Below are 13,541 nucleotides of genomic sequence, written 5' to 3'. Positions count from 1 at the left end.
TCGGATTAGGTCGGCGTAGGTCGGATTAGGCCGCAGGCCGTAATCCGACAATCGCATGCGTCAAGTCGCAGGTCGGATTAGCCCGTAGGGCGTAATCCGACACCAGCGGTCACGAATAATCGGCGTCCAGTTCCGAACCCGCATAATTTTCCAGGTCCTCGAACAGGCTCTTCATGCTGGCCCGCGTGAGGATTTTATGCACGACGGTGCAGCTGCGGCGGTACGACTCTATACGGTCGAGCAACACGGGATGGTGCTGGACAGGCACCTTGGCCACCAGGGCGGCCCAGCCCTCCTCGAAATCGGGCTTGTTCTTGCGCACGGAACGCACGAAGCGTTCAAACTCCTTCTGCCCCGTGCGCGCGATGATGCGCCCGCCGCCTTCGATGGCGAAGATAATGGCCAGGGCGATGACGCCCTCGGCATTCAAGTCGCTGTCGCTGACGGGACCGTTGTCATGGTGGCGGCGCAGCCAGCTTGCCAGGCGCACGACGGCTTGCACTTCCTTGCGCTGTTGCAACTGCACTGCATACTTTTCATAGCCGGCCCAGTTCTGGTTCGGGTCAGCCTGGCAAATATCGATGAACAGCTCGCGCAGGCGCCGCTGCAGGTAGACAGGGTCCTGGTCGTATTCGCCGACGAGGGCGTCTTCGGGCAACTGCGACAACTCCTTGATCAAGCGAAAGCCCACCTGGAACGCGTGCTCGGCGCCGTGCTCGACGAGGAAATCGAGCGCGGCCTGGTCGCCTTCATGCGTGACGGCCTGTTCCAGGCCCAAGGACACGCCGCCCACCGTCAGGTACAGCGCTTTCTGGATGCCGTCGGCCGTGCGTTCATTCGTAAACTTCTCGGCCACCATGGCCGTGATGCCCGTCAATTCGTCGGCCAGGTTCAGGGCCGCTTCCTCGCGCGGGTCGCCCGGCAACAGTTTGATGGCGCGCACGAGGCGCGGAAGATTCTCTACAACAATTGCTGGCAGCATTAGACGTTCCCTGCTTTCATTACGAGAAAATACCCGTGCCCAGGCTGCGGCGCGTGCTGGAACGCGGCGCGCTGCGCGTGCTCGGCACTTGCTTGCGCAAGCGGTACAGCAATTCCTTGGTGCTCCGCTGCAACATGGTCGGCTCTTCGTCCGGGTCGTCCGAGTATTCCGCGTCGGCCAGGTCGGCGCTGTGGCGGAAGTCGGGGAACAGTTCGAACAGCGAGCGGTCCCAGCCGTCTTCATTCGCTTGCGCCAGTTCGATGGCCAGCGGCACGACGTCGTTGTCGGACGAGGTCACGCCCGTCACGTACGGTCCCTTGATGACGATCTCGCCGGCCACTTCGAGGATTTCCTTCGGTGCCATCGAGAACAGGATGGCGAACGCCGTGGCGCCCCAGTCGGTGGCGGACGCTTCGAGCAGCAGCTCGCGGCGGCGCTCGGCGTCGTCGGTGGAAAACACCACGCCGTGGATGTGCGCGAACAGGGCTTCGGCGATGCGTTCCGGATCGTCCTCGATCTGGTCGTCGCTCCACGTGGCGGCGATGAAGGCCAGGCTGTCGGCCCACGCCTTCGGCGGCACCAGCAAGGTTGCCAGCGACATCTTGCCGCCGTCAAAGCCGGCCAGGTGCAGGGCCGTTACCTGCGGCGGGATCGCGCTCAGCACTTCCACCACGGCCAGGTCGCCATACTGGTCGGCCGCGTCGGCAAACGCCTGCTCGGCGTGGCCCAGCGAACCGGACAGCACCAATTCCGTGACCTGTTTCGTCAGCGCGGGAAGATTGCTCTTTTGTTCCGTGTTATCGGCCATGGTCATCTCCATCCTGGTCAAACATCTGGGCGAAATCGTCGGTGGCTTCGTCTTCGTCGTGATCGTCGTCGCCGTCGTCATTGGCGGCCAGCTGGTCGAGCGACTGGTCGTCGTCGTCCCACAGGCGCGGATTCTTGTGCAGGAAAGCCGTGATGATGGCCTGGCGCGCCAGGTCGGGGAAGCTCTCTTCGATGGCGGCGTACATCTTCGCCGCTTCCGGCGCGGCGCAGGCGGCCATGGAAAACACGCGGGCCGAGTCGCCGAACTCGTAGTCTTCGCTTTCGGCCAGCAAGCCTTTCGGGTCGCTGAAGGTGATGTGGTCGACCAGCGCGAAGGCCAGCATGTTCACGTCTTCAATGCCGCCGCCGCTCGCGTATTCACCGACCAATGCATCGACCATGCTCTTGTAGTTCTTGCGGTTCGGCGGGTCGCCGAGGATGCCTTCGATCTGGCCTTCCAGCTCGCGCGACTGGTACGCGAATTCAGGGTGTACTCTTCTCATGCTGTGCTTTCCAATGTAATGCGCGGCGCTGATAAAAGCGCCGTTGTTGTTGTTTTCAAGTAATTCGGGCCGGCTGAAGCGGGCCGCAGCGGCTTAGTCGGCAGGTAATACTGTGCCATGTAAACGAAACACGCCGCACCACAAGGCATACGCTTCCGCTTCCGGGTCGATGATGATGCGGTGGTTCACGCTCTGGTCGTATTCGGCGCGCTTGGCCGGGTCGGCCAGGATTTCATAGGCCTTGGTGACGCTCTTGAAGCGCGCCTCGGCGCCGGGGGCCTGGTTGCGGTCGGGGTGGAAGCGCATGGCCAGCGAACGGTAAACCTTCTTGATTTCATCGTCGCTGGCATTGGGCGCGACACCGAGGACGTTATATAAATTTTCCATAAAAGGCTCCGGGGTCACGTTTTTCTACTAATTAAAGGCGAATTATCCTATAGAACGGCGTCGGCGTCGCTTGTATGCCGGGAAATGGGGGTAAATACGTGCTTATAAAGCGCTTGCGGTACGGTAAAATGCTTTTTACTGTCACTCTTCCGCATTGATCAATGAGCAACGATAAACCGAATACCGCCGCGCCAGCGCTGGCGCCCAATTTCTTGCGTAACATCATCGAAGCCGACCTGGCTGCCGGCGCCCACGTGCGTCCCGGCCTGCCCCAGGTGATCACGCGTTTCCCGCCCGAGCCGAACGGCTACCTGCACGTGGGCCACGCCAAGTCGATCTGCGTCAACTTCGGCCTGGCGCGCGATTACGCCGGCCAGTGCAACCTGCGCTTCGACGACACCAATCCGGCCAAGGAAGAGCAGGAATACGTCGACACCATCATGGACAGCGTGAAATGGCTGGGCTTTGACTGGGAGCCGAAGCAGGCCGATGGCCAGAGCCACCTGCACTACGCGAGCGACTATTTCGACCAGCTGTACGCGATGGCCGAGTACCTGATCACGGCCGGCTTTGCCTACGTCGACAGCCAGAGCGCCGAAGACATGGCCGCCAACCGCGGCAATTTCGGCCAGGCCGGCAAGAATTCGCCGTTCCGCGACCGTCCGCGCGACGAATCGCTGGCCCTGTTCCGCGCCATGAAGGCGGGCGAATTCAAGGATGGCGAGCACATCCTGCGCGCGAAGATGAGCGAAGATGCCATGAGTTCGCCGAACATGAACTTGCGCGACCCGGCCATCTACCGCATCCGCCATGCGCACCACCACCGCACGGGCGACGCCTGGTGCATCTATCCGATGTACGACTACACGCACCCGATCTCGGACGCGCTGGAAAACATCACGCATTCGATCTGCACCCTGGAATTCCAGGATCACCGCCCGTTCTACGACTGGCTGCTGGAAACCCTGTCGGCCGGCGGCTTCTTCGCCAAGCCCGTGCCGCACCAGTACGAATTCTCGCGCCTGAACCTGACCTACATCGTCACCAGCAAGCGCAAGCTGCGCCAGCTGGTGGAAGAAAACATCGTCGATGGCTGGGACGACCCGCGCATGCCGACCCTCGTGGGCATGCGCCGCCGCGGCTACACGCCGGAAGCCATCCAGCTGATGTGCGAACGCACGGGCGTGACGAAATCGGACGGCTGGATCGATTACAGCGTGCTCGAAGGCTGTTTGCGCGAAGACCTGGACCCGAAGGCGCCGCGCTCGGTAGCCGTGCTGCGTCCGTTGAAACTGATCATCGACAATTTCCCCGAAGGCGAAAGCGTGGAATGCACGGCGCCCGTGCATCCGCACTTCCCCGAGCGCGGCTTGCGCACCTTCCCCATCTCGCGCGAGTTGTGGATCGAGGAAGACGACTTCATGGAAGTGCCGAACAAGGGCTATTTCCGTTTGTATCCGCCGATCGACGACAAGCCGGGCAGCCGCGTGCGCCTGCGCTACGGCTACGTGATCGAGTGCACGGGCTACGACAAGGATGACAACGGCAAAGTCATCGCCGTGCATTGCACCTACTTCCCGGACAGCAAGTCGGGCACGGAAGGCAGCGCCAATTACAAGGTCAAGGGCAATATGCACTGGGTCAGCGCGCCGACGGCGATTCCCGCCGAAGTACGCCTGTACGACCGCCTGTTTACGGACGCGCAGCCGGACGCGGGCGGCAAGGACTTCAAGCTGGCCTTGAACCCGCTGGCCAAGGAAGTGGTGCAAGCGTGGCTGGAGCCGGGCGCGGAACTGGCCCAGCCGGAAGAACGCTTCCAGTTCGAGCGCCACGGTTATTTTGCGGCCGACCGCGTCGACAGCCAGCCTGGCAAGCCCGTCTTCAACCGCATCGTCACGCTGAAAGACAGCTGGCAGCCCGCCAAATAAAGGCTGACGGCACACGAAAAAAACCGCTGCGGCGGTTTTTTTCGTTTCAGCGAGAAATATTGCCTGTTGACTATAATAACGATAATTTTGTATATTAGGCAGCTATTGAGCAATTTGCAATTTTAATAGCGCTTGTACAACGCAGCCTAGCCTCCGCCGCCCAGGCGGCACCCGATTCCTCTTCCTGATGCGGATGGCGATGTCTTCTACTGCCGGCGAACACCCCTTATCTGCTGAAAAAAGGCCGCAGTGGCTGCTCGGCTTCGTGATGTCGACGATGGTGGGCCTGCTGTTCTATATGGCCGCCTCGCTGTCGATCGAAAACGATGCCAGCGAGCTATTCAACAATCTGGCCCGCAATACCCAGAAAAACATCGAATCGCGCGTCAAGTCGTATGCCAACCTGCTGCGCGGCACGGCCAGCCTGTTCCACGCCAACGAACACGTGAGCCGTGAGCAATTTCATCGCTACGTGGCGAACATCGCCCTGCAACAGAACTACCCGGGGGTGATGAACCTCAATTACAGCCAGGAACTGGACGAGACGCAGCGCGCCGCCGTCGAAGCGGCCATGCAGCGCGACTATCCGCCCGGGCGCGACGGCTATCCGGCGTTTGCCATCCATCCGCCCACCCCGCGCGCGCACTATTCCGTGCTGGTGTATATCGAACCGATTGCCAGCGCCCCTGAAAAATATGGCTATGACATCGCCTCGCGCCCCCTGATCGCCGAAATGCTGGCGCAGTCGCGCGATTCCGGCCACATCAGCAATTCCGGCGTGCCCGTGCCGATGCAAGGCCGCCCCCAATTGACGGGCATGGCCATGCGCCTGCCCGTGTACCGTTTTGGCATGCCGGTCGATACGGTGGGGCAGCGGCGCGCGGCGTACCAGGGTTCCGTCGGCATCGGCTACGACCTGGTGACGATGATGCGCAGCGCGCTGGCGGACATGCCGGTACGCAACGTCCGTCTGACCCTGTTCGATATCGGCCCGCAGGCGCGCGCACCGCTAGACTTACCGCACGACATGCGCCCCATCTTCGACAGCACGACGGCGGGCATGCATGCGCCATGGTGGCTGCCCGGCAATTCCGGCCGCTACCTGAGCAGCACGATGCTGATCGAACATAATAGCCGCGTGTGGCAAGCACTGTTCAGCGTGCGCAAGAGCGACCTGTATACGCGCTTCGACGTCTTTTTACCCTGGCTGGCCCTGCTGATAGGCTTTGCCAGCACCATGTTGCTGTACATGCTGTTCCACACCCTGGCGTCGTCGCGCCGGCGCGCCATCCAGATGGCGAACGGCATGACGGAGGAATTGCGCGCCAGCCAGATCCGTCTGCAGCTGTCGCATCAGAAACTGCGCCGCCTGGCGGCCCACGCCGACCAGATCAAGGAAGAAGAGCGCAAGCGCATCGCGCGCGAAATCCATGACGACCTGGGACAGAACCTGCTGGTGCTGCGCATCGACGCCGACATGCTGGCCTCGCGCACGCATCGCCGCCACCCGCGCCTGAATGCCCGCGCCCGCTCGACCCTGGAACAGATCGACGCCACCATCAAGAGCGTGCGGCAGATCATCAACGACTTGCGCCCTACCGTACTGGACCTGGGCGTGAATGCGGCCGTCGAATGGCAGGTGGCGCAATTTCGCCAGCGCACGGGCATCGTCTGCGAAGTGAGCGAAAGCCATGACGACATTTGCCTCAGCGACCAGTGCGCGACGGCCCTGTTCCGCATCCTGCAAGAGTCGCTCAGCAACATTTCCCAGCATGCCCATGCCAGCCGCGTGCAAGTCAAGCTGGAAAAGTGCCGCGATACGGTGTCGATGAGCATCAGCGACAACGGCGTGGGCGCGGCCATCGACGGGCGCAACAAGCTGGGCTCGTTTGGCCTCGTAGGCATTGAGGAGCGCATTAAGTTGCTAGGCGGCACTTTTTACATCGAAAGCAGTCCCGGCGCCGGCATGAGCGTGCACGTCAGCGTACCACTGGGCGCGGACGCCACCGCGTTTCCCTACCAGGAAGAAAGCCGGGCCAGCAACTGACAGGCGCGCGCCCGCATGAAGCAAGCTCAGCTTGCATATTTCGTAATTAGATGCAATATTGATGTGGAACAACTCAGCGCCCGCCCGCCATGGGCCAGGCATTCCTCGACTACTTGCCAGGAGTACGCACCCGCCGCTTTCCCTTGTTTCACCGTATTTCCCACAACGCTCTTTACAAAAGGACATTCATGGATACGAACGACAGTTTCAAGGCAATTGCCGATTTGAATTTGGACGCGATCAAGGTCAAGCTGATGCACCGCGAGTCAGGCGAAGGATGGAGCCTGGAAAAGGCAAATGCGGTGGAATTCGAATACCGCCGCTTCCTGATCCTGATGAAACAGTTTCCGGAAGAAGAAACGGCGCCACTGATGGACGTCGATACCTTCTGGCACTACCACATTCTCGACACCCTGAAATATGCGGCCGACTGCGAACAGGTGTTTGGTTACTTCCTCCATCACTTCCCCTACATCGGCCTGCGCGGCGAAGACGACGAAGCGGCGCACCATCGCGTGGGCGAGCGCATGAAGCAGCTGTATGAGCAAACGTTCGGAGAAGATTATATTCGCGCGGAGACGGCGTATTCGGGTCGCGCCGTACAGGCGGCGTATTCGGGACGGGCTGTCCAAACAGCATTTTCCAGTGCGGCGGTACAGGCAACGGCCTACTCGGGCCGGGCTGTGCAAACGGCGTTTTCCAGTGCGGCGGTGCAGGCGACGGCGTATTCGGGCCGCGCGACCGGGGCTGCCAGCACCGCATTTTCCAGCGCGCCCGCCTCTCTGGCCGCAGCGGTGGTCAAATCGTCTTCGACTGGCCTGGAAATGGGGCGCTTCTATGTCGATCGTCCGGTATTGAACCGCGATCCGCAATAGAAAAGCGGAAAACAGATGTGGCTGCCGCACGCGGCAAGCCTGACTTACCCAGACGGCACCTCTCAGTTTGCCGTCTGTCAGGCGCTCTTAGGCAGCCATCAACTCGCGCAGTTCACGAATGCTGAAATCGCTGATTTCATGCATGCGGATGAGGATCGTGGCGCCGATCGGCAAGGTGTTGTGACGAATCTTGCTGATAACAGGTGGCGCCACTTCCAGAGCTCGCGACAAGGCGGCATCGTTTTTCAGTTGCAGCTTGTCGATGATCGCATCGAGGACGCGATTCGGGTTGTAGGTAGGCAAAGAGGTAATTTGTTTGAGAGACATGATCAAAAATCCGTACTTGTTGTATTAGAGCAAGAAAAAACAGAATGTCTCTTCTGCACTAATTCATGGTAAACACACTAAAAAGCGCCATCACTTATGCGGCTTTTACGCCACAAACAATATAATACACGCTATTGTTGATTTTTGCGTAACTTAAAGCAAAATTGTGATAATTGAAGAGAATTGACGCACTTGGAATGTGCTAGAGGATAACTCAAATCGGAAAAATTTGCTGCACGTCATCAATTTTTACGATGAGCAACACCGCTATGCATGAGCCAGGCTATGGCCATGAGGGTGCCCAGGCGGGCCATTTCTGCGGATAAATGCCAGCCTTGCGCGGCCACGCCGGCCGGGGTGGCAAGCGGGCAAGTGCATGGGAAATCGTCCGCGCGGCACCAGGCCAGTTGCCGGCGAATTTCATCGGGCGGTGGTGGGGGTTGCAGCGCATGTTCGCGGCGCCGCATATAGGCGCGCACCTGCTCCTTGCTGGGGTGACTCGTAGCTCGCATGGCTCGCTCCTGCTGACGGGAAACAGCGTCGCACTGTGTGGAGCCCGCCACAAGAGCCCAGACGCGTGACGACATTGCTCACCATATCGCCAGCGCGCCATGACGCGTTTGCGCTGCATCAAATGGCACGGCCCCGGTGTTGCGCCGGAGCCCGCACTGCCCCAGGGCCTGCTTCCGTCTTATTTCTTTTGCTGGCGCACGCGCTGTTGCTGTTTTTCCTGCGTTTGCTGGCGGTTCTGCTTGCGCTCGAACAGGGCGACCGCATCTTTCTTGGCTTGCTCGACGGTACGCATCTCTTCATGCGCATCGTGCGGGACGAAAAATTCGGCGTCCTGCGCCGCCACGACCAGTTTGATGGCGGCTTCGTCGTCGAGGTCGTACAGTTCCGTCAGGACGGTGGTGACCTCGTCCAGGTATTCTTCGTAAGTGAGGGTGCTCATGCTGTATTCCTTAAGTGAGTGGCGCCGCGCGGGAACGGCGCGCTGCGCGCCGGCCCAGCAAAGTGCGCAGATAACCGGCCATTTTACCCGATGCCGGCACCATCGGCGGACAACGCCCGCAAGGCATCGGCCACGCGCGCGTAGCGCAGGCGCACGCCCAGCTCGCGCTTGATGCGCGTATTGTGCAAGCGGCGCGATTCGGACATGAACGACAGCAACATCGGCGTGACCACTTGCCGCAGCTCGGCGCGGGGCAGGCGCGGCGGGCGCGGCAGGCCAAACGTGTCGGCCACGGCATCGAAATACTCGGCCATTTTAAGTTCGCTGTCATCGCTGGCGTGATACACGCGTCCCGACTTGCCCCGCCACAAGGCCCGCTCGATGATGCGCGCCAGGTCGTCGGCATGGATATGGTTGGTGTACACATCGTCATCCGCAGCCAGGGCCGGCGTGCCTTCGCGCAAGCGCTTCAAAGGCAGGCGGTCGTCCGCATAGATGCCGGGCACGCGCAGGATGGCCACCGTGGCGCCGCGGCGCGCCCCCCAGCCGCGCAAGACCTGTTCGGCGTCCACGCGCCGCTTCGCGCGCGCATTCGCCGGCGCCGTCGTGCGCGTTTCATCGACCCAGGCGCCAGCGCAATCGCCATACACGCCGCTGGTGCTCACATACACCATGCGTGCATGCTCGGGTAAAATGGCGGCCAGATTGCGCGTGCGCCGGTCCAGCAAGCCCGACGACATGGGCGGTGCCAGGTGCACGATCATCGTCGCCAGTCCCGCCAGCCGTTTCAGGCTGGCGCGGTCGTCGAGGTTGGCCACGATGGGCACGGCGCCGGCTTCCCGCAACTGCGCGCAGCGCGCCGGCTGGCTGGTGACGGCAAAGACGCGAAAGCGCGCGCGCAGCAGGGGCAGCAAGCGCATGCCGACGTCGCCGCAGCCGAGGATCAGCAGGCGCGGCAAGCCTGACGGCTTGCGCAAAGAGTGCATTAACATATTTTTCATCTCAAGGATTGTATGACTTTTCAAATTACTGTTCAGCCCAGCGGCCACCAATTCAGCTGTGAAGCGGACGAAACCGTCCTGTCGGCGGCGATACGCGCCGGCGTCGGCCTGCCATACAGCTGCAAGAGTGGCGCCTGCAGCTCCTGCAAGGGCAAGATCGTGTCCGGCAATGTACAGCATAAGCCATATCAGCCCCGCTCCCTGACGGAAGATGAAGCGGCAGCCGGCTACTCGCTGCTGTGCTGCGCCGTGCCCCAGGGCGACCTCGTGGTGCAGGCGCGCGAAGTGGCGGGCAGCAGCGATTACCCGATCAAGAAAATGCCGTCGCGCGTGACCACCATCGAAAAAGTCGCGCCCGACGTCGTCGTGCTGACCCTGCAGTTGCCAGCCAGCGAGCGCCTCAACTACCGCGCCGGACAGTATATCGAAATCATGTTGCGCGACAACAAGCGCCGCAGCTACAGCATGGCCAGCGCGCCCGTCGAAGGCGGTCCCGTGAGCCTGCACATCCGCCACATGCCGGGCGGCCTGTTCACGGACCAGGTATTTGGCACCATGAAGGAGCGCGATATCCTGCGCTTCGAAGGCCCGATGGGCACCTTCTTCCTGCGCGAAGATTCCGACAAGCCCGTCGTGCTGCTGGCCTCGGGCACGGGCTTTGCCCCGCTGAAAGCCATCGTCGAGCACATGATCGACGAGCAATCCCCGCGTCCGATCACCCTGTACTGGGGCGGTCGCCGTCCGCACGACCTGTACATGGACGCGCTGTGCCGCCAGTGGGCCACCGACTTGCCGCAGTTCACCTATGTGCCCGTCGTATCGGACGCCCTGCCGGAAGACGCGTGGGAAGGCCGCACGGGCTTCGTGCACCAGGCCGTTATCGCGGACTTGCCCGACATGTCCCCGTATCAGGTGTATGCCTGCGGCGCGCCGATCGTCGTCGAGTCGGCCAACCGCGATTTCGTGCAACTGTGCCAGTTGCCAGCCGACGAGTTCTACGCGGACGCCTTCACCACGGAAGCCGACCTGGCCAAGTAAGCGTCACCGTCCAGACAGCGGGGCGCGGCTGGTGCGGCGCCCGCTGCCACCACCGCTCTACCCCGCTGCTTCCTGGAAATTTCATGTCTCTCGCCTCTGCCGGCAACGGCTTCAGCATCCTGCGTCACCGCAACTTCGCCTTCTATCTTTCCGCCCGCGTGCTGGGCACGGTGGCCGTGCAGATGCAAAGCGTGGCCATCGGCTGGCAGGTGTACCAGATCACGGGCAGCCTGTTCGACCTGGGCTTGATCGGCCTGGCGCAATTCGCCCCCTTCCTCGTATTGATTTTGCCGGCAGGCCATGTGGCCGACCGCTATAACCGCCGCAACATCATCGCCTGGTGCCTGGCGGCGCAGCTCGCTTGCGCGCTGGCCCTGCTGGCGTTCACGCTGAGCGGACTTTCCATCGTCTGGCCCGTGTTTGCCGTGCTGGTGCTGTTCGGCAGCGCGCGCGCCTTCATGATGCCGGCCACGCAAGCCGTGCTGGTGAACATGGTGCCCACGCAACACTTCAGCCGCGCCGTCGCGCTCAGCTCGTCGAGCTCGCACGTGGCCATCATCCTGGGGCCCACCCTGGGCGGCTTGCTGTATTACTTCGGCCCCAAGGTCGTGTATTTGATCTCGTCCGCGCTGCTGGTCGTGTCCGTCCTGCTGATGCGCGCCACCACGCCCGCGCCGCAGGTGGTCAAGCGCGAACCCGTCAGCTGGCATACCCTGCTCGAAGGCTTGCGTTTCGTCTGGTCGAAACCCATCGTGCTGGGCGCCATTTCACTCGACCTGTTTGCCGTGCTGTTCGGCGGCGCCACGGCCCTGCTGCCGGCGCTCGCGCACGACGTGCTGCATATCGGCCCCAGCGGCCTGGGCCTGCTGCGCACGGCGCCCGGCGCCGGCGCGGCCCTGTGCTCGATCGCGCTGGCCATCTTTCCCATCACGCGCCGCGTGGGCGCGTGGATGTTCGGCGGCGTGGCCGTCTTCGGCCTGGGCACGCTGGTGCTGGGCAGCACCAGCTATTTCCCGCTGGCGCTGGCGGCGCTGTTCCTGATGGGTGCCGGCGACATGGTCAGCGTCTACATCCGCCACCTGCTGGTGCAGTTCGAGACGCCCGACGAAATCCGCGGCCGGGTCAGCGCCGTGAACGCCGTCTTCATCGGCGCCTCGAACGAGCTGGGCGAATTCGAGTCGGGCCTCACAGCCGGCTGGTTCGGCCTCGTGCGCGCCGTGCTCTTCGGCGGCGCCGCCACCCTGGCCGTGACGGGCATCTGGGCCGTGCTGTTCCCCGTGCTGTCGCGCATGGATCGCTTCCCCCACCACGAGAAGGAAGCGGCCGCCAGGACGGCCACCACGGCGGCAACTTAAGCGCTAAGATGCGCTATCCCAACAGATGCATCCTGGCACCATGAAAATCACGCTTCCGTTCCGCAGCTTCATCCGCAGCCGCCCCCACCTGAGCCTGGCCACGGCCATCGGCGTGGCAGCCGGCCTGCTGCTGCCCGCATCGTGGCAACAGATGACGCGGTTGCTGACGGCGTGGAACGTGGCCGTCTGGTTCTACCTGGCGACGATGGCCTGGATGATGATGCGCGCCAACCACCACCGTGTGAAAATGATGGCGGCGCGCCAGGACGAGCGGGCGGCAACAGTCTTGTCGGCCCTGTCCGTCGCATCCGTGATGAGCCTGGTGGCCATCGTCTCGCAGCTGTCTTCAATGAAAGACCTGGCGCCGGACGAGCGCGCACTGCACTACGGCTTGACGATCCTCACCCTGGTCGGCTCCTGGTTCCTCGTCGGCACCCTGTTCTGCTTCCACTACGCCCACCTGTATTACCAGGCCGATCCCGCACTGCGCCCCCTGAAGTTTCCCGACGGCGAGCAAAACCCCGACTACTGGGATTTTCTGTATTTCGCCTTCACCATCGCCGTGGCCGTGCAGACGTCGGACGTTTCCGTGCAGACGCGCATGATGCGGCAAATCGTGCTGGGGCAATCCGTGCTGAGCTTTTTCTTCAACCTGGTCGTGCTGGGGCTGTCAATCAATATCGCCGCCGGTCTGATCAATGGTTGAAATAATTTCGTAGTGGAAACTTGACCTGGCTGAAGGGTTAAGCTCATCTTAATCGTGCGCACCCTCTTGAAATACTGGAAAGAGGAGTAAGATAAGTTCCATGCACAGAGGTCATGTGCATGGGGCAGCAACCAGGCCGCAGCACGCCTGAGATGGGTTTTTTTTGAATTGACAGGAGTAAGCATATGCAAATCAATATTCATACCGACAGCACCATCGCCAACACCGCTGGACTGAACGAACATGTGCAATCCGTACTTGAAAGCGCACTGAACCGCTTCCGCGACAACCTGACCCGCATCGAAGTCCACATCAGCGACACGAATGGCCCGAAAGGCGGCGCCGACGATATCCGCTGCGTCATGGAAGCACGCGTTGCTGGCTATCAACCGATTGCCGTGACCGAACAGAACGCCACCGTGCATCAATCCGTTGCCGGCGCCACCGACAAACTGAAACGCGCCATCGATAGCGCCCTGGGCCGCCTGCAAGACAGCAAGCGCCACGCCACCGGCAAGAATGCCGTGATCGATACGGCCGAAGCGGAAGAAACCGCCGAGTAATTCCCCACCTGCAGGATTTCCAGAGACTGAGGCAGCCGTTCAAGGCTGCCTTTGCACATCTGGACCCGCC

At 61.9% G+C, this 13,541-nt stretch carries 15 protein-coding genes; 7 read left to right on the top strand and 8 right to left on the bottom strand.

Translation table 11 applies throughout. The features are described 5' to 3' along the window. Positions 1–109: 109 nt before the first annotated feature. The 4 genes from OPV09_RS07390 to OPV09_RS07375 form a co-directional block, all read right to left on the bottom strand. Positions 110–982, bottom strand: a complete 873-nt coding sequence (locus OPV09_RS07390; protein ID WP_338681002.1) for a hypothetical protein — start codon at positions 980–982, stop codon at positions 110–112. A gap of 19 nt (positions 983–1,001) precedes the next feature. Next, on the bottom strand, positions 1,002–1,790 hold the full coding sequence (locus tag OPV09_RS07385) for a hypothetical protein (protein ID WP_046685338.1): 789 nt from the start codon (positions 1,788–1,790) through the stop codon (positions 1,002–1,004). Further along, positions 1,780–2,292, bottom strand: coding sequence for a hypothetical protein (locus tag OPV09_RS07380; protein ID WP_100875866.1), 513 nt, complete (start codon positions 2,290–2,292; stop codon positions 1,780–1,782). Before OPV09_RS07380 ends, OPV09_RS07385 begins: the two co-directional genes overlap by 11 nt. 93 nt (positions 2,293–2,385) lie before the next feature. Beyond that, positions 2,386–2,679 carry a DnaJ domain-containing protein gene (locus OPV09_RS07375; protein WP_010395442.1) on the bottom strand — a complete coding sequence of 98 codons (294 nt, stop codon included), beginning with the start codon at positions 2,677–2,679 and terminating at the stop codon, positions 2,386–2,388. 161 nt (positions 2,680–2,840) lie between these two features. Here OPV09_RS07375 and OPV09_RS07370 point away from each other — a divergent pair, with 161 nt between their 5' ends. From OPV09_RS07370 to OPV09_RS07360, 3 genes are all read left to right on the top strand, one after another. Beyond that, the gene (locus tag OPV09_RS07370; protein ID WP_338680999.1) at positions 2,841–4,607 is read left to right on the top strand and encodes a glutamine--tRNA ligase/YqeY domain fusion protein; all 1,767 of its coding nucleotides are present in this window, start codon (positions 2,841–2,843) and stop codon (positions 4,605–4,607) included. 199 nt (positions 4,608–4,806) lie between these two features. Further along, on the top strand, positions 4,807–6,654 hold the full coding sequence (locus OPV09_RS07365; protein ID WP_338680998.1) for a CHASE domain-containing protein: 1,848 nt from the start codon (positions 4,807–4,809) through the stop codon (positions 6,652–6,654). Positions 6,655–6,842: 188 nt separating this feature from the next. Continuing rightward, complete coding sequence (locus OPV09_RS07360; RefSeq protein ID WP_338680996.1) at positions 6,843–7,529, top strand: hypothetical protein; 687 nt, start codon at positions 6,843–6,845, stop codon at positions 7,527–7,529. Between the two features lie 87 nt (positions 7,530–7,616). On the opposite strand, the gene OPV09_RS07355 is transcribed toward OPV09_RS07360, so the two are convergent. From OPV09_RS07355 to OPV09_RS07340, 4 genes are all read right to left on the bottom strand, one after another. Continuing rightward, positions 7,617–7,856 (bottom strand): hypothetical protein, encoded by a 240-nt coding sequence (locus OPV09_RS07355; RefSeq protein WP_029496207.1) that lies wholly within the window; start codon positions 7,854–7,856, stop codon positions 7,617–7,619. Positions 7,857–8,098: 242 nt separating this feature from the next. After that, positions 8,099–8,368 (bottom strand): hypothetical protein, encoded by a 270-nt coding sequence (locus OPV09_RS07350; protein WP_338680993.1) that lies wholly within the window; start codon positions 8,366–8,368, stop codon positions 8,099–8,101. A 179-nt stretch (positions 8,369–8,547) separates the two neighbouring features. Next, the gene (locus OPV09_RS07345) at positions 8,548–8,808 is read right to left on the bottom strand and encodes a hypothetical protein (RefSeq protein WP_338680992.1); all 261 of its coding nucleotides are present in this window, start codon (positions 8,806–8,808) and stop codon (positions 8,548–8,550) included. An 83-nt stretch (positions 8,809–8,891) separates the two neighbouring features. After that, positions 8,892–9,809 carry an SDR family oxidoreductase gene (locus OPV09_RS07340; RefSeq protein ID WP_338680991.1) on the bottom strand — a complete coding sequence of 306 codons (918 nt, stop codon included), beginning with the start codon at positions 9,807–9,809 and terminating at the stop codon, positions 8,892–8,894. A 12-nt stretch (positions 9,810–9,821) separates the two neighbouring features. Between OPV09_RS07340 and OPV09_RS07335 the strand changes: the two genes are divergently transcribed. The 4 genes from OPV09_RS07335 (at position 9,822) to OPV09_RS07320 (ending at position 13,471) form a co-directional block, all read left to right on the top strand. Beyond that, a complete protein-coding gene (locus tag OPV09_RS07335) occupies positions 9,822–10,847 on the top strand; it encodes a CDP-6-deoxy-delta-3,4-glucoseen reductase (protein WP_338680990.1) in 1,026 nt (341 codons plus the stop codon). An 83-nt stretch (positions 10,848–10,930) separates the two neighbouring features. Further along, complete coding sequence (locus OPV09_RS07330; RefSeq protein WP_034759952.1) at positions 10,931–12,202, top strand: MFS transporter; 1,272 nt, start codon at positions 10,931–10,933, stop codon at positions 12,200–12,202. Positions 12,203–12,242: 40 nt separating this feature from the next. Continuing rightward, positions 12,243–12,908 carry a DUF1345 domain-containing protein gene (locus tag OPV09_RS07325; protein ID WP_219329545.1) on the top strand — a complete coding sequence of 222 codons (666 nt, stop codon included), beginning with the start codon at positions 12,243–12,245 and terminating at the stop codon, positions 12,906–12,908. Positions 12,909–13,093: 185 nt separating this feature from the next. Then, positions 13,094–13,471 (top strand): HPF/RaiA family ribosome-associated protein, encoded by a 378-nt coding sequence (locus OPV09_RS07320; RefSeq protein ID WP_034781728.1) that lies wholly within the window; start codon positions 13,094–13,096, stop codon positions 13,469–13,471. Positions 13,472–13,541 lie beyond the last annotated feature (70 nt).

Origin of the sequence: Janthinobacterium sp. TB1-E2 (genome assembly GCF_036885605.1) — a bacterium.
GTDB classification, from domain to species: domain Bacteria; phylum Pseudomonadota; class Gammaproteobacteria; order Burkholderiales; family Burkholderiaceae_D; genus Janthinobacterium; species Janthinobacterium aestuarii.
Note: the sequence above shows the minus strand (reverse complement) of the source record. Positions and strands in the feature narration are given on the sequence as shown.